Annotated in this window: 18 protein-coding genes; 16 read left to right on the forward strand and 2 right to left on the reverse strand. The window is 65.5% G+C overall.

From position 1 onward, the window contains the following. Nucleotides 1-178: 178 nt before the first annotated feature. Nucleotides 179-1,060, reverse strand: a complete 882-nt coding sequence (locus tag AC5Y5O_RS26850) for an SDR family NAD(P)-dependent oxidoreductase (RefSeq protein ID WP_047040641.1) — start codon at nucleotides 1,058-1,060, stop codon at nucleotides 179-181. A gap of 236 nt (nucleotides 1,061-1,296) precedes the next feature. On the opposite strand from AC5Y5O_RS26850, the gene AC5Y5O_RS26855 reads away from it, so the two are divergent. The 6 genes from AC5Y5O_RS26855 to AC5Y5O_RS26880 all read left to right on the forward strand — a co-directional run bounded on the left by AC5Y5O_RS26855 (nucleotide 1,297) and on the right by AC5Y5O_RS26880 (nucleotide 7,835). Beyond that, entirely contained in the window at nucleotides 1,297-2,895 is a 1,599-nt protein-coding gene (locus AC5Y5O_RS26855; protein WP_047040644.1) for a long-chain-fatty-acid--CoA ligase, read from the forward strand. 257 nt (nucleotides 2,896-3,152) lie between these two features. Further along, on the forward strand, nucleotides 3,153-4,307 hold the full coding sequence (locus AC5Y5O_RS26860) for an acyl-CoA dehydrogenase family protein (RefSeq protein WP_047040646.1): 1,155 nt from the start codon (nucleotides 3,153-3,155) through the stop codon (nucleotides 4,305-4,307). 18 nt (nucleotides 4,308-4,325) lie between these two features. Further along, nucleotides 4,326-5,603, forward strand: coding sequence for a thiolase family protein (locus AC5Y5O_RS26865; RefSeq protein WP_232530500.1), 1,278 nt, complete (start codon nucleotides 4,326-4,328; stop codon nucleotides 5,601-5,603). Next, a complete protein-coding gene (locus AC5Y5O_RS26870) occupies nucleotides 5,600-6,004 on the forward strand; it encodes a Zn-ribbon domain-containing OB-fold protein (protein ID WP_047040647.1) in 405 nt (134 codons plus the stop codon). Before AC5Y5O_RS26865 ends, AC5Y5O_RS26870 begins: the two co-directional genes overlap by 4 nt. After that, nucleotides 6,004-7,017, forward strand: a complete 1,014-nt coding sequence (locus AC5Y5O_RS26875; RefSeq protein ID WP_052773273.1) for an FAS1-like dehydratase domain-containing protein — start codon at nucleotides 6,004-6,006, stop codon at nucleotides 7,015-7,017. Before AC5Y5O_RS26870 ends, AC5Y5O_RS26875 begins: the two co-directional genes overlap by 1 nt. Continuing rightward, nucleotides 7,014-7,835, forward strand: coding sequence for an enoyl-CoA hydratase/isomerase family protein (locus tag AC5Y5O_RS26880; RefSeq protein ID WP_047040650.1), 822 nt, complete (start codon nucleotides 7,014-7,016; stop codon nucleotides 7,833-7,835). The genes AC5Y5O_RS26875 and AC5Y5O_RS26880 overlap by 4 nt, the downstream gene beginning before the upstream one ends. Before the next feature lie 356 nt (nucleotides 7,836-8,191). On the opposite strand, the gene AC5Y5O_RS26885 is transcribed toward AC5Y5O_RS26880, so the two are convergent. Then, nucleotides 8,192-9,379 carry a lipid-transfer protein gene (locus tag AC5Y5O_RS26885; protein WP_047040653.1) on the reverse strand — a complete coding sequence of 396 codons (1,188 nt, stop codon included), beginning with the start codon at nucleotides 9,377-9,379 and terminating at the stop codon, nucleotides 8,192-8,194. Between the two features lie 808 nt (nucleotides 9,380-10,187). Between AC5Y5O_RS26885 and AC5Y5O_RS26890 the strand changes: the two genes are divergently transcribed. Genes AC5Y5O_RS26890 through AC5Y5O_RS26935 form a run of 10 tightly spaced genes read left to right on the forward strand, consistent with a single transcriptional unit; the run spans nucleotide 10,188 to nucleotide 20,769 of the window. Continuing rightward, nucleotides 10,188-10,955, forward strand: a complete 768-nt coding sequence (locus AC5Y5O_RS26890) for an MlaE family ABC transporter permease (protein WP_176470772.1) — start codon at nucleotides 10,188-10,190, stop codon at nucleotides 10,953-10,955. Nucleotides 10,956-10,964: 9 nt separating this feature from the next. Next, on the forward strand, nucleotides 10,965-11,819 hold the full coding sequence (locus AC5Y5O_RS26895) for an ABC transporter permease (protein ID WP_082131860.1): 855 nt from the start codon (nucleotides 10,965-10,967) through the stop codon (nucleotides 11,817-11,819). 6 nt (nucleotides 11,820-11,825) lie between these two features. Then, nucleotides 11,826-13,223 (forward strand): MCE family protein, encoded by a 1,398-nt coding sequence (locus AC5Y5O_RS26900; protein ID WP_047040657.1) that lies wholly within the window; start codon nucleotides 11,826-11,828, stop codon nucleotides 13,221-13,223. A gap of 33 nt (nucleotides 13,224-13,256) precedes the next feature. After that, nucleotides 13,257-14,285 (forward strand): virulence factor Mce family protein, encoded by a 1,029-nt coding sequence (locus tag AC5Y5O_RS26905; RefSeq protein WP_047040659.1) that lies wholly within the window; start codon nucleotides 13,257-13,259, stop codon nucleotides 14,283-14,285. Next, complete coding sequence (locus AC5Y5O_RS26910; RefSeq protein ID WP_047328217.1) at nucleotides 14,282-15,592, forward strand: MCE family protein; 1,311 nt, start codon at nucleotides 14,282-14,284, stop codon at nucleotides 15,590-15,592. The genes AC5Y5O_RS26905 and AC5Y5O_RS26910 overlap by 4 nt, the downstream gene beginning before the upstream one ends. Further along, nucleotides 15,589-16,920 carry a virulence factor Mce family protein gene (locus tag AC5Y5O_RS26915; RefSeq protein ID WP_047040154.1) on the forward strand — a complete coding sequence of 444 codons (1,332 nt, stop codon included), beginning with the start codon at nucleotides 15,589-15,591 and terminating at the stop codon, nucleotides 16,918-16,920. Before AC5Y5O_RS26910 ends, AC5Y5O_RS26915 begins: the two co-directional genes overlap by 4 nt. After that, on the forward strand, nucleotides 16,917-18,056 hold the full coding sequence (locus AC5Y5O_RS26920) for a virulence factor Mce family protein (RefSeq protein ID WP_047040152.1): 1,140 nt from the start codon (nucleotides 16,917-16,919) through the stop codon (nucleotides 18,054-18,056). Before AC5Y5O_RS26915 ends, AC5Y5O_RS26920 begins: the two co-directional genes overlap by 4 nt. Continuing rightward, on the forward strand, nucleotides 18,057-19,523 hold the full coding sequence (locus tag AC5Y5O_RS26925) for an MCE family protein (protein ID WP_047040150.1): 1,467 nt from the start codon (nucleotides 18,057-18,059) through the stop codon (nucleotides 19,521-19,523). After that, complete coding sequence (locus tag AC5Y5O_RS26930; protein ID WP_047040148.1) at nucleotides 19,490-20,173, forward strand: Rv1363c family protein; 684 nt, start codon at nucleotides 19,490-19,492, stop codon at nucleotides 20,171-20,173. The genes AC5Y5O_RS26925 and AC5Y5O_RS26930 overlap by 34 nt, the downstream gene beginning before the upstream one ends. Continuing rightward, nucleotides 20,170-20,769, forward strand: a complete 600-nt coding sequence (locus tag AC5Y5O_RS26935; protein WP_232530501.1) for an Rv1363c family protein — start codon at nucleotides 20,170-20,172, stop codon at nucleotides 20,767-20,769. Before AC5Y5O_RS26930 ends, AC5Y5O_RS26935 begins: the two co-directional genes overlap by 4 nt. Nucleotides 20,770-20,818: the final 49 nt, after the last annotated feature.

Genomic DNA, 20,818 nt, shown 5'->3' on the forward strand with positions numbered 1-20,818 from the left:
CAAGCATCGTTCGCGCCGAAATCCTTGCGCTGCGGCGATAACTCCGTCACCGTCGTCCGGGCAGCGACTGCCTCACACGGCGAGGCCGATCAAGCGACAGCCGCGCAGGGTTTCACCTGCCAGCTGACAACCTGTCAGCTGACAATCGGTGTCGGCGTATCAATTGCCGTTGGCCGACTCATCCCGAGCCCGCATGGCGTGCGGTGGCGACCGCCGCCTGACCCTCCTGTGCGCCAGACAGGTCGGCGATCTCCGCCCATCTGGCTGCGAGGTGATCATCGGACGGTGGGGACGGGAAGTCCACGCCGCGCGATTCGACGATCCGTACGCGGCTGAAATGGCGACCGTGAACCCGCACGATCTCGGCCGTCAGATCGCATTCCTCGGCGCATAACCAACCGACGGCGGCCGATACCCAGGCTGGGTCGAGGTCGCTGGCATCGTCGAGCAGGCCGACGGTCATCCGGGTCAGCGCGACCGGGGCGACGGCATTGACCCGAATGCCATGGCGGGCACCCTCCAGTGCGAGTGTATGCATCAGTCCGACCACACCAAGCTTTGCGGCCGCGTAGTTGGCTTGTCCGAAGTTGCCGAACAGGCCGGCGCCGGAAGAGGTTACGACGACCCTGCCGTAGCGTTGCTCGCGCAAATGGGGCCAAGCCGCGCGGGTCACAAACGCGGTTCCATCCAGGTGCACCTGGCGGACGGCCTCCCACTGCTGCACAGTCATCTTGTGAAACGTCGCGTCTCGCAGGATGCCCGCGTTGTTGACTACGATGTCTAGCCGGCCGAAGGCCTCGAGCGCGGATTTGACCGCCTCCTTCGCGCCGGTCTCGGAAGCGATGTCGTGGTCATCGGGCACGGCGACACCGCCGGCGGCCCGGATCTCCGCCACGACGTCCTGCGCCGCCGCAGCGTTCGCGCCACCCCCCTCTTTTCTCACCCCAAGGTCATTCGCGACGACCAGCGCGCCCCCCGCCGCCAGGCGTAGAGCATGGCTGCGACCGAGGCCGCGGCCCGCCCCAGTGACGATCGCCACCCGTCCGTCTACTCCTGGCATGAGCCCCGCCCTTCGCCCTTGATCCGTGTCTTGAGGTGCGTTCCGCTTCGCGGCCCACTCGACCCCCAGCCACTACCCAGCGATTGCTACGTCGCGGGCCGGATTCGCAAGACTCAACGAAATAACTATGGATAATCATTACACTATGTACACGGATTGCACGCAAGCTGCCGGACGCCAGTTCATCGGGACTGCACCGCCCGTTAGCTGCTTTCCATGGCGGAAGGAGAGCGCCGATGACCGCGGTGGATCTGCAGAAGAATCTTGTGACACGCGTCAACGTCGGGGACATGCTCACCCGCACCGCGTGGCGGCGCCCCGAGCACGAAGCCGTGGTCGACGGCGAGCGCCGGCTCACCTATCGTGCGTTGAACGCCGCGGTGAATCGGCTGGCCAACGCGCTGGCGACCGCGGGCTACCAGCGGGGTGACGCGCTCGCTCTGGCCTGCGGCAACAGCATCGAGTTCCTTCTCACCTATTACGCGTGCGCCAAGACCGGAGTGGTGTGTGTCCCGATCAACCTCGCTTGGGGCGCGTCTGAGACGGCCTACGTGCTTGAGCATTCCCACACCAAAGGGGTGGTTGTGGAGAGCCAACTGGCCGAACTCGTCGGGGCGGCGTTAGACCGCCTCGAACAACGCAAGGTGACCGATGTGATCGTCGCACCTGGCACCGGCACACAATGGGAATCCGCCGGTTCGCATTGGTGGCGGGCGATGAGCGAGTTCGTCGGCGACGCCTCCGACGCCGAACCGGAATGCTTCGTCGATGACCGCGACGCGATCAGCTACCTCTACACCAGCGGAACGACGTCGGCGCCAAAGGGGGTGGTGAGCAGTCATCTCGCGGTCTACATCGAGTCACTCACGGCCCCCCTGGTGTTGCGGTTCAGCGAGCAGGACCGGTCAGCGGTGATGATGCCGCTGTTTCATACCGCCCAGCTCAACGGGTTCACCACGGGGCTGATGTACGTCGGCGGCACCGCGGTGTTGATGCGTGCGTTCGACCCTGGCGCGCTGATGGCGACCATCGAGGCGGAACGGGTTACCCAGATCTTCGGGCTGCCGATGATGTACCGGGCGATGATGGACCACCCCGACATCGCCAAGCGTGACTTGTCGAGCCTGCGTCTGGCGTTGTATGCGATGGCGCCGATGCCCGACACCGACCTACGCATCGCCATGGAGGTATTCGGCTGTCAGTTCGCGCTCGGTTTTGGCCAGACCGAGATGAACCCGCTGACGACCGTCTTTCCGCCTGAGTATCAGCTCTCGCATGCGGGCTCCGTCGGCCTGCCGGTTCCCAATGTTCAGGTGGGGATCATGGACGACGCCGGCAATCTGCTCCCTCCTGGTGAGGCTGGCGAGATCGTCTATCGCGGCCCGCACGCAATGGAGGGTTACCTGCGCAACCCAGAGGCCACCGCCGAGGCGTTCGCGCACGGTTGGTTTCATTCCGGCGACATCGGACGCTTCGATGCCGACGGACTGCTGTGGTTCGCCGACCGCAAGAAGGACGTGATCAAGACCGGCGGTGAGAACGTGGCCTCCATCGAGGTCGAAAAGGCGCTCTACGACGGGGAGCCCCGAATCCAGGAGGTGGTCGTGGTCGGATTGCCGCACCAGCGATGGACCGAGGCGATCGTGGCGATCGTCACCCCCAAACCGGGTGCCGAGCTCACCGAGGATGACGTGCTGGCTGCGGCGCGCCGCCGGTTGTCGGGGTTCAAGGTCCCGAAGGCGGTGATCTTCACCGACAAGATGCCCCGCACCGCGACGGGCAAAGTGCAAAAGAATGTGCTACGCGACCAGCACCAAGGATATTTCCAGACCTAACCGTCAATCGCTTGCCTTGGGACGCGTCGGAGACAACGCTGGCGGCGGACGCTCCCATATGGTGGCTTGCGCCCGGATGTTAATGGCCGATAACGTGTGATCGTGGGCTGAATGCTCCGCGCCGCATCGCCGGGCCGATCGGTCGGTCGGTCGGTCGGCAGACTGTGCAGTCGACGCCGACGGGTTGCGGCTGCAACGTCGTTCACCGGGTCGTTGGACCGCCGGTAATGCTCAGTTGACAGGAAAGGTGTGTTGGGATGGAGCTTTGCGAAAGTGACGAGCGACGGGATTTGCGGGCGGCGGTGGCGGCGATTGCGCGTTCGTATGGCCATGAGTACTACCTGAGCAAGTCGTTGGCGGGGGAGAAGTCCACAGAGCTGTGGCGGGAGATCGGCAAGCAGGGGTTTTTGGGAGTGAACATTGCCGAGGAGTACGGCGGTGGGGGTGGGGGTATCTACGAGCTGCACGCGGTGGGTGAGGAGTTGGCCGCGGCGGGTTGTCCGCTGTTGATGACGGTGGTATCACCGGCGATCTGCGGCACGATAATTCAGGCGTTTGGCAGCGAGGAACAAAAGCAGCGGTGGCTGCCCGGGATCGCCAGTGGTGACATGATCATGGCGTTTGCGATCACCGAACCGGATGCGGGTTCTAATTCGCACAACATCGCCACGACCGCGACGCGTGACGGCGACGAGTGGGTGCTGCGCGGCACCAAGTACTACATTTCCGGGGTCGATGAGGCCCAGGCGGTCCTGGTGGTGACCCGGACCGGCACCGACGAGCGGGGTCGGGGGCAGCTGTCGCTGGTGGTGGTGCCCACCGACGCTGCCGGGCTCCAGAAGACACTCATCCCGGTGCAGGCAGTCACCCCCGAGAAGCAATTCACGCTGTTTTTCGACGACGTGCGGGTGCCCGCCGAAAACCTGGTCGGGGAGCAGGACGAGGGGCTGCGACAGGTGTTTATGGGGCTGAACCCGGAGCGGATCATGGGCGCGGCGTTGAGCACCGGGATCGGCCGCTACGCGCTGGACAAGGCGTGCGCTTACGCCAGGGAACGCCAGGTCTGGAATACCCCGATCGGCGCGCATCAGGGCGTGGCGCATCCGCTGGCGCATGCCAAGATTCAGGTCGAACTGGCGCGGCTGATGACCCAGCGGGCGGCCGAGTTGCATGACGCCGGGAATTCTGGTGCGGGAGAGGCCGCCAACATGGCGAAGTACGCCGCGGCGGAGGCGGGGATCCTGGCGTTGGATCAGGCGATCCAGACACACGGGGGCAATGGGATGGCCACCGAATACGGGTTGGCAACGCTGTGGGGGCCGGCGCGGCTGATGCGCACCGCGCCGATCAGCCGGGAGATGATCCTCAATTTCGTCGCCCAGCACAGCCTGGGCCTACCCAAGTCCTACTGACGTCGGGGGCGATTCCTGGTGAGCGCATCGGCGACGGCCGCTTTGATGACGTTCGACGGGTTCTTGTACGGGCTGGCGACGTATTGGTATCTGAACGATTGCGAGGTTGTCATGAGTTCGCGTGCCCTTGCCGGCCGTCCCGCCATCGCGGCGGTCGAGGAACTGCGCCCAGGGCGATATCCCGACGAGGACGGGGCGGGCATGCCGGAATTGGTGCTGCGCCGGTTCTTGGAAGGCGCTCAGGTTGGGCCCGACGACGTCGATGGTCTGCTGGTGTGCCCGGCGGGCATGGCCGCGGGGCATGGCGCTGATATCTTCGTCCATGAGCGGCTCAACGACGCCCTGGGGATTCGTCCACGGTTCTGCGAGACGATCAACGCGGGCGGCGCGACCTACACGATCATGCTCTCGCGTGCAGCGCTGGCGATCGGCGCGGGCCTTGCGGACTCGGTGCTGTGCGTCGGGGCGGGCAAGTTTCCCAAGGTGGGCGCGGGCGGCGCAGACGCCATGGCACGCATGATCAGCCACCCCGACTTCGAGTATCCCTATGGCAGCTTCATTCCGGCGCTTTACGCGCTGGCGGCCACCCGGCACATGGCCGAACGTGGTACATCGCGGGACGCCCTGGCGGCGGTTGCGGTTTGCAGCCGCGACTGGGCGCTGCGACACCCCGACGCCCTGATGCGTGACGCCGGCCCGCTCACCATCGAGATGGTGCTGGATTCACGCCCGATCGCGTGGCCGTTCAACCTGCTGGACTGCTCGGTGCCCTGCGAGGGAGGCGCGGCGTTCCTGGTCACGAGCGGTGAGCGGGCTCGCGAACTCACCGAACAGCCCGCATATCTGCTCGGCTTTGGGGAGTTCCACGACCACGGCAACATCAGCCACGCAAGCGACTTCGCCACGATGGGCGCCGGCGTTTCGGCGCGCGCCGCATTCGACATGGCGGGCGTGTCTCCGTCCGATGTGGACCTCGCCGAACTCTACGACGCGTTCACCATCAACCCGATCTTGCTGGTGGAGGAGACCGGCCTGGTCGAGCCGGGCAAAGGAGGCCACTTCTTCCTGGACGGTCGCGGCGCCCCGGGCGGCGATCTGCCGATCAACACCTACGGTGGGTTGCTGTCGTTCGGGCACACCGGCGACGCTTCGGGCATGTCGATGCTCGTCGAGGGGGCACGTCAAGTGATGGGCCAAGCCGAAGGCCGCCAAGTGGACGCCGAGATCGCGCTGGTTCACACCTACGGCGGCGTGATGGCCGACCACTCGACGGTCCTGCTGGGAAGGACACCATGACAACCCCACCGGTTCCCGCGCTGACCGCGAGCACGGCGGTCTACTGGCAGGAAGCGGCCGCGGGCCGGTTCGTGCTGCCACGATGCCGCGCCTGCGGCCGGTTTCACCACCATCCTCGCCGATGGTGTCCGTATTGCTGGGGAACCGATCTGACGTGGGAACAACCCTCGGGGCGAGGGACGGTGCTCACCTACACCGTGGTCTACCAGCCCCCGTCGCCGGCCTTCGCGGTGCCCTACGTGCTGGCCGTCATCGAATTGTCGGAAGGCCCGCGAATGATGGCCAACGTGGTCGACTGTTCGCCGGAGGACGTTGAGGTCGGCACACCGGTCGAGGTCACGTTCGAACCGCGGGGCGAACTCGCGATTCCGCAGTTCCGCCCGATCGGGTCCGCACGCTGATGGGCGTTAATTACGCCGACGCGCTCAGCTACGTGGTCACCGGGCCGGCCGAAGAAGCGGCCGTCTGGGTGGGCCGCGAAGTAACCAGTCGGTCGCCGTTCGCGGTCAACGAAGCCCAAATCGCCTACTTCTGTGCCCTGATAGAGGATGCTGACGAGAATTACTGGGATACTGAGGCCGCGACGACGAGATACGGGGCTCGGATCTCGCCGCCGGGCATGCTCATGGTGTGGGCGTTCCCGCTGCCGTGGAACCCGCGGCGCAAGCCCGAACACGCGCCGGTGCTCGCGCTGGAGGTGCCGCTGCCGGGTACCACGCTGATCAACGTCTCGACAGACAGCCGGTTTTTCGCCCCGATGCGGGTCGGGGACCGGCTCATCTCCACCGAGCGGGTGGAATCGATCTCGGCAGAGAAACGAACCGCACTGGGTGTCGGGCACTTCGTGACCACGCGCAGTGAATGCCGCAACCAGAATGGCACCCTGGTGGCGACCAACGACAACGTGCTGTTCCGCTACGTTGTTGGGGCGGGCGGAACCCCTCAACGACGACCGGGCCCGGCCGAACAACCCCGCGCTGAGCCCGTCGAGGTGTTGCCTGAGGTGACGATGCCGGTCACCGTCACGCGGTGCGTACTAAACGCGGCCGCCACCCGCGACTTCTTCCGTGGTCACCACGACCAGGCCTACGCCAAAGAGCAGGGTGCCCGCGATGTCTACCTGAACACGATGTTCTTCCACGGGTTGGTGGACCGGATCGGCAAGGCGTGGGCCGGCCCGCAGGCATGGCTTGCTCGTCGGCAGTTGCAGATGATGGCCCCGGTGTGCGCTGGCGATACGCTGCGGACCGACGGGCGGGTGCTGGCAGTGAACCAACGCGACACCGCGCGGACAGCCACCGTCGCCGTCGACTGTCACACCGAACACGGACTTTCCGCGCGGTCCCTACTCACTTTCAACCTCGACGGTCTCCGTGCGCGGCGCCTACTGTCTGATCAAGGAGAGACTCGATGAGCAGCTATGACCAGTACCAGCACCTCACGTTCGACCGCCCCAGCGAGGGCGTTCTGCAAGTCACCATCAATCGGCCCGACCGGCTCAATGCCGCCAACAAGCGGTTGCACTGGGAGTTGGGCAAGGTGTGGCTCGACGTCGGCACTGACTCGCAAACTCGGGTCGCCGTTGTCACGGGCGCTGGCAAGGCTTTTTGCGCGGGGGGTGACCTCGACATGGTGCTCGATCAGGCAAACGACTTCTCGCAGATCGTCGAGACAATGGCCGAGGCACGCGACATCGTCTACAACATCGCGAATTGCGACAAACCAATCATCTCGGCGATCAATGGGGTGGCCGTCGGTGCGGGACTGGCGGTAGCTTTGATGGCTGACGTTTCGGTGATAGCCGAGGACGCGCAGCTGACTGACGGCCATCTACGACTCGGGGTTGGCGCCGGCGACCATGCCGCAATCGTCTGGCCCATTCTGTGTGGCCTTGCCAAGGCCAAGTATTATTTGCTGACCGCAGATTTCATTGACGGGAAAGAGGCCGAGCGAATCGGCTTGGTCAGCCTGTGCCGTCCGCCCGAGGAAGTCCTGCCCACCGCCCTTGAAGTGGCTCAAAAGCTGGCTGGTGGCCCGCAGCACGCCGTTAGGTGGACCAAACGGGCGTTGAACCACTGGGTGCGAAACGCGGGTCCGATTTTCGAGGCTTCACTGGCGCTTGAGATGCTGAATTTCTTCGACGTAGATGTGATTGAGGGCGCGTCCGCCATCAAAGATCGCCGCCCTCCGCGGTTTCCTTCCGCAGCTAACCACGAACGTGACGAGGGCTAGGGCCGAGCGCTGAAAAAAACGGTAGCGAAATGTCTGCTGCGCTCGGGCATGAACTGCGGTCCCTGAACGGTGCGCGAACAGCAATCGATGTGTGACTTCAATGCGGTCCCAGGTCAACGCATGCTGATATGGGGCATGTCGCCTGCGATGATCACTAACCGGCTGTTCGAGATTGATTGCCACCAGAAAAGGCGGCTGAACCCTCAGTCGGAGGGCGCGGGCGGCGCCGTGGTCGAAGTAGACGGGATCGGCCTGTCCGGTAACTTTGGCGCAGAAAGCGGAGCCTGCCGGCGTCGATCGTCATGGTCATCTCGGGCAACGCTTCTTTCGTAATACCGCCTCACTACCGGGGCATGTCAACGTGTTTTCTCGTAGAGCGTGACGACCGCGGCCCCGCCGAGACCGATGTTGTGTTGCAGCGCGAGGTTGACGTCCTCCACCTGCCGCTCTGCGGCCTGGCCTCGGAGCTGCCACACCAGCTCGGCACACTGGGCGAGGCCCGTTGCCCCCAGAGGATGCCCTTTGGAGAGCAGCCCGCCGGAGGGGTTGGTCACGACCTGGCCGCCGTAGGTGTTGTCGTCGTCGGTGATGAATCTTTCCGCGGTGCCCTCTGGGGTGAGCCCGAGCGCCTCATAGGTCAGCAGTTCATTGGTGGTGAAGCAGTCGTGCAATTCGACGACCCGGATGTCGATGGGGTCGACCCCGGCTTGTTCGTAGACCTGCCGTGCCGCCGACTGCGCCATGTCATAGCCCACCAGCTTGGCCATGTCGGCGTCGGCGAAGCTGGTGTCGGTGTCGGTGGTCAACGCCTGCGCGGCGATAGCGACCGTGGTGTCGAGGCCGCGGCGGCGGGCGAACTCCTCGCTGCACAGCACCGCGGCCGCCGCTCCGCAGGTGGGCGGGCAACACTGCAACCGGGTCAATGGGCCATAGATATGCGGGGAGGCCAGCACCTCTTCCACTGTCAGGGGATCACGGAACACCGCGTAGGGGTTATTGGCCGCGTGTCGGCGCGCCTTCACCGCGATCTTGGCGAAGGTCTCCGGACGGATTCCGAACCGGTCGGCGTACTGGGCGCCCGCGCCGCCGAACCACAGTGCCGGCATGGGTACCCCGTCGGGGCAGTCTTGCGCTCCGCTGGCGGCCTCGGCGAACCGCGCGAAGGGTGTCGGCCGATCATCCCAGTGCGACTTCAGCGCGCCACGTTGCATCTGCTCGAACCCGAACGCGAGGACGCAGTCTGCAGCACCACCGGCCACCGCCTGGCGAGCTAGCCACAACGCCGAGGAGCCCGTGGCGCAGTTGTTGTTCACGTTGACCACCGGCACGCCCGTCATCCCGACTCGATACAGCGCATTCTGTCCACACGTCGAATCGCCGTAGACATAACCGGCATAGGCCTGCTGCACGTCGGCGAGATCCACACCGGCATCGGCCAGCGCGGCTTTGACAGCGCCTTCTGCCATCACGTCGTAGGGATCACTGTTGCTCGGGGTGGCGAACGGCACCATTCCCACCCCGACCACAAAGCTCCGCCCTGTCATCCGCTCCTCCAGTCGCAAATCGACCCGATGATGTTACTAACCTTTCACTATCCGGTGGCGACTGTCCGGTCTCGCCGGCTCGCACGCGTACACCAACCGTACGGACCGGGAAGTGGCGTTGCGACAGGATCGCAGCCAGGCCGCCCTCCCCATTCTATCCTCATGATGATCCATATGTATAGCTCGGCCCCCATTCTCCCGCAGCTTACTCGCAGCAAACTCAACAGGATCCCTGGCCGCCAGTTTCCTGGGAAGACCGCGGCGCTCGCCGCTCAGGCGCGCCACCTAGAAGCGACCCATAGGCGATGCAGTGGTATCGGCGGCTTCATGGTTTTCGGCTCGCCCACCGAGCGGAATTGCGGATGTCGTCACGTCGTATGTGCTGCCCTCCTCCTAATCCGTCTCTGCACCACGGACACGCTGTTGCTTCTCCTGAGTCCGGTTGGCGCGGGCTGCGCAACTCGGCTCCGGTCTAGTTCGCCGGGACCGAACCGGTGGAAGGCGCCGGTGGCGGGCAGGTGCGCGCAAGCCGAAAGGCTGGCCAGCGGTATCTCATGCAACACAGCATGGGCGGGCAATCTCTGGCAACGATGCAAAGGGGGGTGACGGCAATCACAACGTCCTCTATAGTATCGCCAATGCTTACCAGAAATCGGTGTGCCGGGGACGTGCGAAAGAACGGAGGTGGTCTGATGACGGTGCTGGCTGTGACGCGCACACCTGAGCTACTGGTCATTCACGCAACGCTCAGCGGCCCAGCCGGCCGTCAGCGGCGGTCGGAGGGCGTGGTCAGCGGGAACCCGTCGTGATGGCGTCGCGCGTTCTATTGACCCCGATGCGCGGTGTCGGCGACTTCTTTGCGATGTCGCTAGACACGTTTGTGCAGATGTTCCGCCCGCCGTTCGCGTGGCGTGAGTACCTGAGTCAAACCTGGTTTGTGGCGCGGGTGTCGATGCTGCCGGCACTGATGTTGACGCTGCCGTACTCGGTGCTGTTGGTGTTCATCTTCAGCATTCTGCTGACCGAGTTCGGAGCGGCGGATTTCTCCGGCACCGGCGCCGCGATCGGGACAGTGAACCAGATCGGCCCGATCGTGACGGTTCTGGTGGTGTCCGGCGCGGGCGCCACCGCGATGTGTGCGGATCTGGGTGCGCGGACGATTCGCGAGGAGGTCGACGCGCTGCGGGTGATGGGCATCAACCCGATCCAAGCGCTGGTGGTTCCTCGGGTGCTCGCCGCCACCACGGTGTCGTTGGCCCTGGCCTCCACGGTGATCTTGGTGGGCCTGACTGGGGCGTTTTTCTTCGTCGTCAGCATCCAGCACGTCTCACCGGGTGCGTTCGTCGCGGGGCTAACGGTGCTCACCGGCGCCGCCGATGTTGTCGTCTCGTTGACCAAGGCGATGCTGTTCGGGCTGGCGGCCGGGCTTATCGCGTGCTACAAGGGCATTTCGGTGGGCGGCGGCCCGGCCGGTGTGGGCAATGCGGTGAACGAAACCGTGGTGTTCACCTTTATGGTGCTGTTCGCCATCAACGTCATCGTCACTGCCGTCGGCATCCAGTTCACGGTGCAGTAAGGGCGATCCATGAGCAGCAGTGTCGTCTCGAGTTTGCACCCGGGGCTTCGGCGCGCCCTCGAGTCGCTGATCGCCGGGTGGAACAGCATCGGCGCACAGACACGGTTCTACGTCACGACCCTGAGTTCCATCCCGGACGCCGTTGTCCACTGCAGGACCGAACTGCTGCGGCTCATCGCCCAGATGGGTTTGGGCTCTGGGGCATTGGCCGTGGTGGGGGGCACGGTCGCGATCGTTGGCTTCTTGACGATGACCACTGGCGCGTTGGTCGCGGTGCAGGGCTACAACCAGTTTGCGTCCGTCGGGGTGGAGGCGTTGACGGGGTTTGCCTCGGCCTTCTTCAACGTCCGGCTCATCGTGCCGGGCACCACCGCGGTGGCGCTTTCGGCCACCATTGGCGCCGGCGCCACCGCTCAGATCGGAGCGATGCGCATCAACGAGGAGATCGACGCGCTCGAGGTGCTCGGTGTTCGCACCGTCGCCTATCTGGCCTCCACCCGGGTATTGGCCGGTGTCATCGTGGTGATTCCGCTGTACTGCGTGGCGGTGATGATGGCGTTTCTCGCCGCGCGCACCGGCACCACGGCGATTTATGGGCAGGGCTCGGGCGTGTACGACCACTACTTCAACACATTCCTCAATCCCACCGACCTGATCTGGTCGTTCTTTCAAGCGGTCGCGATGACGGTGGTGATCCTTCTGGTGCACACCTACTACGGGTACACCGCAACCGGCGGTCCCGCCGGTGTCGGGGAGGCCGTGGGGCGTGCGGTGCGCACCTCCATGGTGGTCGCGGCGGTGGAAATCGTATTCGTCTCGCTGGCTATCTACGGCCAGTCCGGCAATTTCAACCTGGCGGGGTGACCGGGGATGAATCCCAGGCCGGGTGAGAACCGGTTCCACTCCGCGTGGTGGACGCTGATTCTGTTTGTGGCGATCGCCGCGTTTGTCTTCGTGACTTCGAGCACCTTTGCCGGCACCTTCAGGTCCTTTGTGCCGGTGACGCTGACGTCTGATCGCGCGGGTGTGGTGATGGAGACCGGCGCGAAAGTGAAGATGCGCGGTGTTCAGGTCGGCCGCGTCGCCCAGATCACCGCTGGCAAGAACTCCGTGAGCCTCACGTTGGAGATTGAGCCGGATCAAATCCGGTACATCCCCGCCAACGTCGAGGCGCAGATCAACGCCACCACGGCGTTCGGCGCCAAGTTCGTCGAGCTGATCCCGCCGGAGCACCCGAGTGTCCAGCGGCTTGCCGCCGGCGCGGTGCTGCGCTCGATCAACGTCGCCACGGAGATCAACACCGTGTTCGAGAACATCGTCGATTTGATCGGGGTTATCGACCCGGCCAAGTTGAACGCCGTGCTGACCGCGGTGGCAGAGGCCGTGCGCGGACAAGGCGAACGCATCGGTGAGGCCACCACCGACCTCAACCAGGTGTTGCTGGCGCTCAACGCCCGCAGCGACACCCTCCGCCAAGACTGGCGCTCGTTCAAGAGCTTCAACGACACCTACAGCAGTGCCGCAGAGGACATCGTGGCGGTTCTGAATGCGGCCAGCACCACCAGCACGACCATCGTGGATCACGCAGAAGCGCTGGACGCGTTGCTGCTCAACGTCACCGGCATGTCCACCGCCGGGATCAACCTGCTCGGTGCGAGCAAAGACAATCTCGTCCGGTCGGTGGAGGTTCTCCAGCCGACGACGGACCTGCTGCTGCAGTACAGTCCCAGTTACGCCTGTGCGCTGCAGGGCGCGACGTGGTACCTCAACAACGGCGGCTACACGGCGTGGGCGGGTGCCGACGGGCGGTCGGCCCAGTTCGATGCGGCGCTCATGTTCGGTAACGACCCGTTTCTCTATCCGGACAATCTGCCCATCGTCGCCGCCAAGGGCGGCCCCGGCGGAAAGCCGGGATGCGGCTCGATGCCCGACCCGACCAAGAACTGGCCGGTGCGACAGTTGATCACCAACGTCGGCTGGGGGACAGGCCTGGACTGGCGGCCCAACCCCGGCATCGGACACCCCTGCTGGGTCGACTTCTTCCCGGTCACCCGCGCCGTCCCGGAACCCCCGAGCATCCGGCCCTGCCTGCCCGGGCCGGCGCCCGGCCCGGTTCCCTACCCGGGGGCGCCGCCCTACGGGGCGCCGCTGTACGGACCGGGCGGAACACCCCTGTGGCCCGGGGTGCCACCCCCGCCGCCGCCACCACCGACACCAGGCACGGCCCCGACCGCGGCCATACCGGCTCCCGTGCCGCCGCCCGGGTGACCCGACCGTGAACGACAGGGAACAGGAGAGAGTGTGAGCAAACAGCTGAAGGGCACCATTTGGCGCCTGGCCGTCTTCCTGTCGGTTTGTGCCCTCGGCACGTTCGCCCTGCTGGCGGTCTTCGCGGAATTCCGGTTCGACGTGGGCAAGACCTACTTCGCCCAGTTCAGCAACGTGTCCAATATGAGAAAGGGCAGCCTCGTCCGCATCGCCGGGGTGGAGGTCGGCAAGGTGCGCAGCATCTCGGTGAACCGGGACTCCACCGTACGAGTCGAATTCTCCGCCGAGAACTCGGTCGTCCTGACCGAGGGAAGCCGCGCGGTGATCAGGTACGACAACCTGTTCGGCGACCGCTACCTAGCACTTGAGGAAGGCGCCGGGGGGGTCAAGACATTGCAGCCCGGTGACATGATTCCGCTGGCCCGCACCGAACCCGCGCTGGACCTCGATGCGGTGATCGGCGGCTTCCGGCCGCTGTTTCGCGCGCTGGACCCAGATCAGGTCAACGCCCTCACCGGCCAGCTGATCCAAGCGTTTCAGGGCGAAGGCTCCGCGATCGGATCATTTCTGAACCAGGCCGCGGTATTGACCAACACACTGGCGGACCGCGATCAGCTGTTCGGGCAGGTCATCACCAACCTCAACGTGGTGCTGGGGTCACTGGGTGACCAGTCAGACCAGCTCGACAAGGCGGTCACCTCGCTGTCGGGCCTGATCGACGGGCTGGCCGGCCGCAAGAAGGACATCGCTAACGCAGTGGCCCACACCAACGCGGCCGCCGGTTCGGTGGCCGATCTGCTCACGCAGGTCAGGGAGCCGTTCCAGAAAGTTGTGCACGAGACCGACCGCGCCGCTGGGATCGTGGTCGCCGATCACGACTACTTCGACAACCTCCTAAATACGCTGCCAGACAAGTACAAGGCGCTGGCGCGGCAAGGGATTTACGGCGACTTCTTCAGCTTCTACCTGTGCGACTTGATCCTGAAGCTCAACGGAAAGGGCGGGCAGCCGGTGTATGTCAAGGTGGCCGGACAAAGCACGGGGCGGTGTGCGCCGAAATGAAATCCTTCTCCGAACGCAATACCCCGCTGATCGGGGCCATCGGCGTCGCAGCCGTCGCGGCCATCGTCCTTGCCGCGCTCAACTTCCAGAAACTCCCCTTCCTGAACCAGGCCAACGAGTATTCGGCCTATTTCGCCGACGCCGGCGGGCTGCACACCGGTGCCTCGGTCGATGTCTCCGGTTTTCCCGCGGGAAAAGTGTCCAGCATGGAACTCGACGGGGCACGCGTGCTCGTCACGTTCAGCGTCGACAGGAAGATCTTTCTGGGCGATCGCACCGAGGCGGCGATAAAGACCAAGAGCCTGCTGGGCAGCAAGGTGCTCGACGTCATATCCCGCGGGGACGGCGAGCTCACCACCACCATCCCGATCGAGCGGACGGTGTCGCCCTACCAGCTGCCCGACGCCCTCGGCGACCTGGCCACCACGATCAGCGGGCTGAACACCGACCAGCTGTCGGACTCGCTGGCCACCCTGGCGCAGACTTTTTCCGGCACCGCACCAGAGCTGAGGAACGCGGTGCAAGGGGTTGCCCGGTTCTCCCAGACACTCAACGAACGCGACGCGCAACTGCGCAACCTGCTCGCCAACGCCAGAAAAGCCACAACGGTACTGGCCCAGCGCACCGATCAGATCGTCACCCTGGTCAAGAGCACCAATGCCCTGTTGGTTGAGCTCCGAACCCAAAGCAGCGCAATCGATCAGATCTGGAACAACATCTCGGCGGTCGCCCAGCAACTGAAGGGGTTCATCGCCGAGAACCGGCAGCAACTGCGGCCGGCGCTGGAGAAGCTCAACGGGGTGCTGGCCATCGTGGATAACCGCAAAGAGCGCATCCAGGATGCGATCAAGCGGCTCAACGCCTACGCGCTTTCGCTGGGCGAAGCCGTCTCATCGGGGCCGTTCTTCAAGGCATACCTGGCGAACCTGCTCCCGGGCCAGTTCGTGCAGCCCTTCGTCGACGCTGCGTTCTCCGATCTCGGGCTCGACCCGGCCACCGTGCTGCCCTCCGAGCGTATCGACCCCCCCACCGGCCAGCCCGCAACCCCGGCGCTGCCGGTGCCCTACCCGCGGACCGGGCAGGGCGGCGAACCCAGATTGACGCTGCCCGACGCGATCACGGGCAAGCCGGGTGATCCGCGCTATCCGTACCGGGAGCCCCCGCCGGCCCCGCCGCCAGGTGGACCCCCGCCCGGACCGCCCGCACCGCCGCCGCCCGGCGTGCAAAACACACCCGAGCCGACACCCTCCCCGGTCTACGTGCCAGCACCGGGTGAGGTGCCCGCACAACCCGGAGGACAGCCATGACCAGGGCGCGTCTCATCCGCGCAGCCGCCGCGACCGTCCTCGTGGCGGTGCTCGTCAGCGGGCTATTCGTCGCCCTCGGCCGCACCGGCGCGGCGGCCAAGACCACGGTGGTCGCCTTCTTCCAGAACAGCAACGGCCTGTTCGCCGGCGACGATGTGCGGATCCTGGGTGTGCCCGTCGGGCGCGTCGCCACGATCGAACCGCAGCCGCAGCGGGTCAAGGTCACCTTCTGGATCGACCGCAAATATTCGGTTCCCGCCGACGCCAAGGCGGTCATCCTGTCGCCTCAACTGGTGACCGGGCGCGCCATCCAGCTGACCCCCGCCTACACCGGCGGACCCGTGATGCGCGACGGCGCGGTGATCCCGCAGGACCGCACCGCGGTCCCGGTCGAGTGGGACGACTTCCGGGCGCAGGTTGAGCGGCTGACCGAACTGCTGCGGCCCACCCAGCCCGGAGGCGTCAGCACGCTGGGCGCGTTCATCAACACCGCGGCCGCCAACCTGCGCGGCCAAGGTGCGAACATCCGCGACACCGTCGTCAAACTGTCGCAGGCGTTGTCGGCCCTCGGCGACCACAGCGACGACATCTTCTCCACCCTGAAAAACCTGGCGACGCTGGTGTCGGCGTTGCACGACAGCAGTGGCCTGCTCGGACAGCTCAATGAGAACCTGGCCGCCGTCACAGGGTTGTTGGCCGACGATCCGGACAAGGTCGGTCGGGCGGCCGGGATGCTCAACGACGTGGTCGCCGATGTGCAGAGTTTCGTTGCGGAGAATCGCGATGCGCTGGGCACCACCTCGGACAAGTTGGCCTCGGTCACCACGGCGATGGTCGACAGCCTCGACGACATCAAACAAACCCTGCACATCCTGCCCTCGACGCTGCAGAACTTCATCTTCATCTACGAACCGGCCGGCGGTACGATGACCGGCGCCATCGCGGTCAACAACTTCGCCGACCCGATCAGTTTCCTGTGCGGCGCGATCCAAGCGGCCTCCCGTCTCGGCGCCGAACAGGCGGCGAAACTGTGCGTGCAGTACCTCGCACCGATCGTGAAGAACCGCCAGTACAACTTCCCGCCACTGGGCGAAAACCTCATCGTCGGGGCATCGGCACGGCCCAACGAGGTCACCTACAGCGAGGACTGGATGCGACCCGACTACGTGCCGCCCCCCGTCGAGGCGGCCGCGCCCCACCCGCCCGAGCCTGCGCCGCTGGCCGCCGAGGCTGCTGCGCCGGATGCCGCCGCGCCGCCCACGCCGGTCACCACCAACCCATCCGATGGCCTCCCCGGCCTCATGGTCCCCCCCGGAGGCGGCTCATGACAGCGCGACAATCCTCCCGCGTCGCGGTGAAACTGCTCATCATCCTCACGCTGGCCGGGCTGCCCGGCTGCGGCTGGCGCGGGCTGAACTCGCTTGCACTGCCCGGCACCGAGGGCGCCGGGCCGGGTTCCTTCGTCGTGCAGGCGCAGATGCCCGAGGTCAGCAATATCCAACCGAACTCCCGCGTGCAGGTCGGTGACGTGACCGTCGGCACCGTGACGAGAATCGAGCGTCAAGGCTGGCATGCCCTGGTGAGCATGCGGCTCAACGGCGACGTCGACCTGCCCGCCAACGCGACCGCCAAGCTCGGCCAAACCAGCCTGCTGGGTTCGCTGCACGTCGAGCTCGCCCCGCCAGCGGACGCGCCACCGGACGGCAAACTGCGTGACGGATCGCTGATCCCGTTGGCGCGCGGGGGAGCCTACCCGACCACCGAACAGACCCTGGCCGCGATCTCCATGCTGCTCAACGGCGGCGGACTGGGCCAAGTCCAGGACATCACCCGGGCGTTTTCCACCGCGTTCCGGGGGCGTGAACACGACCTGCGCAGCATGATCGAGCAACTCGACAAATTCGCCACCCTCACCAATGACCAGACCGGTGACATCATCGCGGCCACGGACAGCCTCAACACCCTGGTCGGCAAGTTCGCCGACAACAAACCCGTTCTCGACACCGCGCTGCGCAAAATCCCCGATGCGCTGGCCGAGCTCAACAGCGAGCGGGACAACCTCATCGAGGCCGCCGATCAGCTCGGCAAGTTCAGCGCACTGACCGTCGACACGGTCAACCAGACCAAAGAAAATCTGGTCAAGGAACTCAAGGACATCGGGCCGGTGTTGGAAGCGCTGGCCAACGCCGGCCCCAGCCTGACACGTGCGCTCAGCCTCTACACGACCTATCCGTTCCCCAACGAAACCGTCGAGAAGTGGATGCGCGGCGACTACGGCAACCTCAGCCTGATCGTTGACCTCACGCTCAGCCGCATCGACTCTGCGCTCTTCACCGGTACGCGCTGGGAGGGCAACCTCACCGAGCTGGAGCTGCAATGGGGCCGCACCATCGGGCAACTCCCGAGCCCCTACACCCAATCCAACCCGCTGATCATTCCGTACCGCTGGGACCAGGGACGCTAAATGTATTTGCACAAACGCGTGAAGGTTCAGCTGGCCATCTTGACGGTGCTTGCCGTCGTCGTGATCTCGTTGATGACGCTGCACGTCATGAAGCTGCCGGCCAAGCTCTTCGGTGTCGGCCGGTACACGGTGACGATGGAATTGCCGCAGACCGGCGGGCTGTATGCGACCGGCAACGTCACCTACCGCGGCACCGAAGTGGGGCGGGTGCAGTCGGTGCACCTCACCGACACCGGTGTGGCCGCGGTGCTGTCGCTCAAATCCGGCATCGACATCCCCTCCGACGTCAAAGCTGAGGTACACAGCCAGTCGGCGATCGGTGAACAATATGTCGACCTGCTGCCCCGCAGTGACACCGCACCGCCGCTAAAGAACGGCGACGTCATCCCGCTGCGGGACGCCTCCGTGCCACCTGACATCAACAAGCTGCTCACCGCCGTCAACACCGGCTTGCGGGCGATACCGCGGGATAACCTCAACACCGCCGTAGACGAGGCATACACCGCCGTCGGCGGGCTGGGCCCAGAACTGGCCCGGCTGGTCAGGGCCTCCACCCGGCTGTCGATCGACGCCCGCGCCAACCTCGACTCACTGACGTCGCTGATCGACCAGTCCCAGCCGGTGCTCGACTCGCAGACCGATACCTCCGATGCGATCCAGGCATGGGCGGCCAACCTGGCCACGGTCACCGCCGAACTGCAAACCCATGACAACGCGGTGGCCGGAATCATCGACCACGGCGGCCCCGCCGCCGGCGAGGTGCGACAACTCTTCGAGCGGTTCCAGCCGACCTTGCCGATCCTGCTGGCCAACCTGGTCAGCGTCGGCCAGGTCGCCCTCACCTACCGAAACGACCTCGAACAACTCCTCGTGCTGCTGCCGCAAGCCGCAGCGATCCGCGGCGGAAGTGTCGTCGCCAACGCCAACACCAAGCAGGACTACCGTGGCGAGTGGATCAGCTTCAACCTCAACATCAACCTCCCACCGGCCTGCACCACCGGATTCCTACCCACCCAGCAACGGCGTCCACCGTCCTTCGAGGACAGCCCGGAGCGTCCCGCCGGCGACGTGTACTGCCGGGTGCCCCAAGATTCACCGTTCAACGTCCGCGGAGCGCGCAACATCCCCTGCGAGACCGTCCCCGGCAAACGCGCACCCACGGTGCGAATGTGCGAAAGCGACGAGCAGTATGTGCCGCTCAACGACGGCTTCAACTGGAAGGGCGACCCCAACGCCACCCTGTCCGGGCAGGACATCCCCCAGGGAGCTCCCGGATCACCGCCGACCGGAGCGCCGCCTCCCGCTGCCGTGAGCCCACCCCCACCACCGGTAGCGGCCGCCCAGTACGACCCCGCCACGGGCACCTACATCGGACCCGATGGCCAGCAATACACCCAATCCGACCTCGCGCAGACCGGCCCGAAGGAGAAGACGTGGCAGACGATGCTGACACCACCGGGCAGCTGAGAACCGCCGGCCGCACCTCGACGCTCATGCCGGATGAACGCGCCGCGTCCGCGCCGATCGGTGCTGAACCGACGCATGGCGGCGATGCCGGCACCGCCGAAGACGCCAGCAGCGGACCCGACGGCAAGGACACACACACCGCACCCCCGGGCGAGCCGAGGACGACCCGCTCGCCGCTGCGGGCCGCGATGCTGGTAGGGGTGGCCGTCGTCATCGCGCTGGCGACGCTGGCGGGATGGCTGGGATTTCGTCTCCACCACCTGCACGAGGCGCAGACCGAGCGAAATGCGTATGTGCAGGTGGGCAGGCAGGCGGCGCTGAACCTGACGACGATCGATTGGCAGAACGCCGACGCCGATGTGCGCCGCATCATCGACGGGGCAACCGGGCAGTTCTACGACGACTTCACGAAGCGATCACAGCCGTTCATCGCCGTGGTCAAACAGACCAAATCGACCACCATCGGCACGGTCACCGAGGCCGCGCTGGAGTCGAAGACCGCGGGCACCGCCCAGGTGCTCGTCGCCGTGACCGTCAAGACGACGAATGCCGCTGTGCCCGACCAACGGCCACGGGCCTGGCGGATGCGCATCTTCGTGCAGCAAGTCGGCGATCAGCCCAAGGTGTCTAACGTGGAGTTCGTGCCGTGAGGTGGCCGAAATCGCGTCGTACCGGCGATCCCACCGACACCGACTCGGCCCAGGAAACACCCACCGCGACCGAGGACGACTGCGAGCACACGCCGGCTACGATGAAACGAAGCATCCGCTGGTCACGTGTGCTCGCCTACGGGATGCTGCCCGGCCTCGCGCTGCTGCTGGCCGCGGCCGCCGGCGGGCTGAAATGGCAGGTCGGTTCCCTGCGTGAGGCCCAGCTTGCCAGCGTCGAGTCCGTGCGGGCCGCCACCGACGGAACAATCACGATGCTGTCCTACAAGCCCGACACCGCCGAGAAGGATCTGACCGCCGCCCAAAACCGACTGACAGGACAATTCAAGGATTCCTATGCCTCGCTAACACATGACGTGGTGATCCCCGGGGCGAAGCAAAAACAGATCTCCGCGGTCGCCAACGTTCCGGCCGCGGCGTCGGTGTCGGCCACCGCGAACCACGCGGTCGTCCTTGTTTTTGTCAACCAGACCGTCATCGTCGGCACGGACGCACCCACCAGCACCACCTCATGCGTGCGAGTGACGCTGGACAAACACGATGGCCGATGGCTCATTTCCCAATTCGAGCCGATTTGACAACATGATCGGGGTTCGATTCACAGCGCCGCGCAACATTCAGACCGTA

It is taken from the genome of Mycobacterium sp. NGS40 (genome assembly GCF_059812735.1).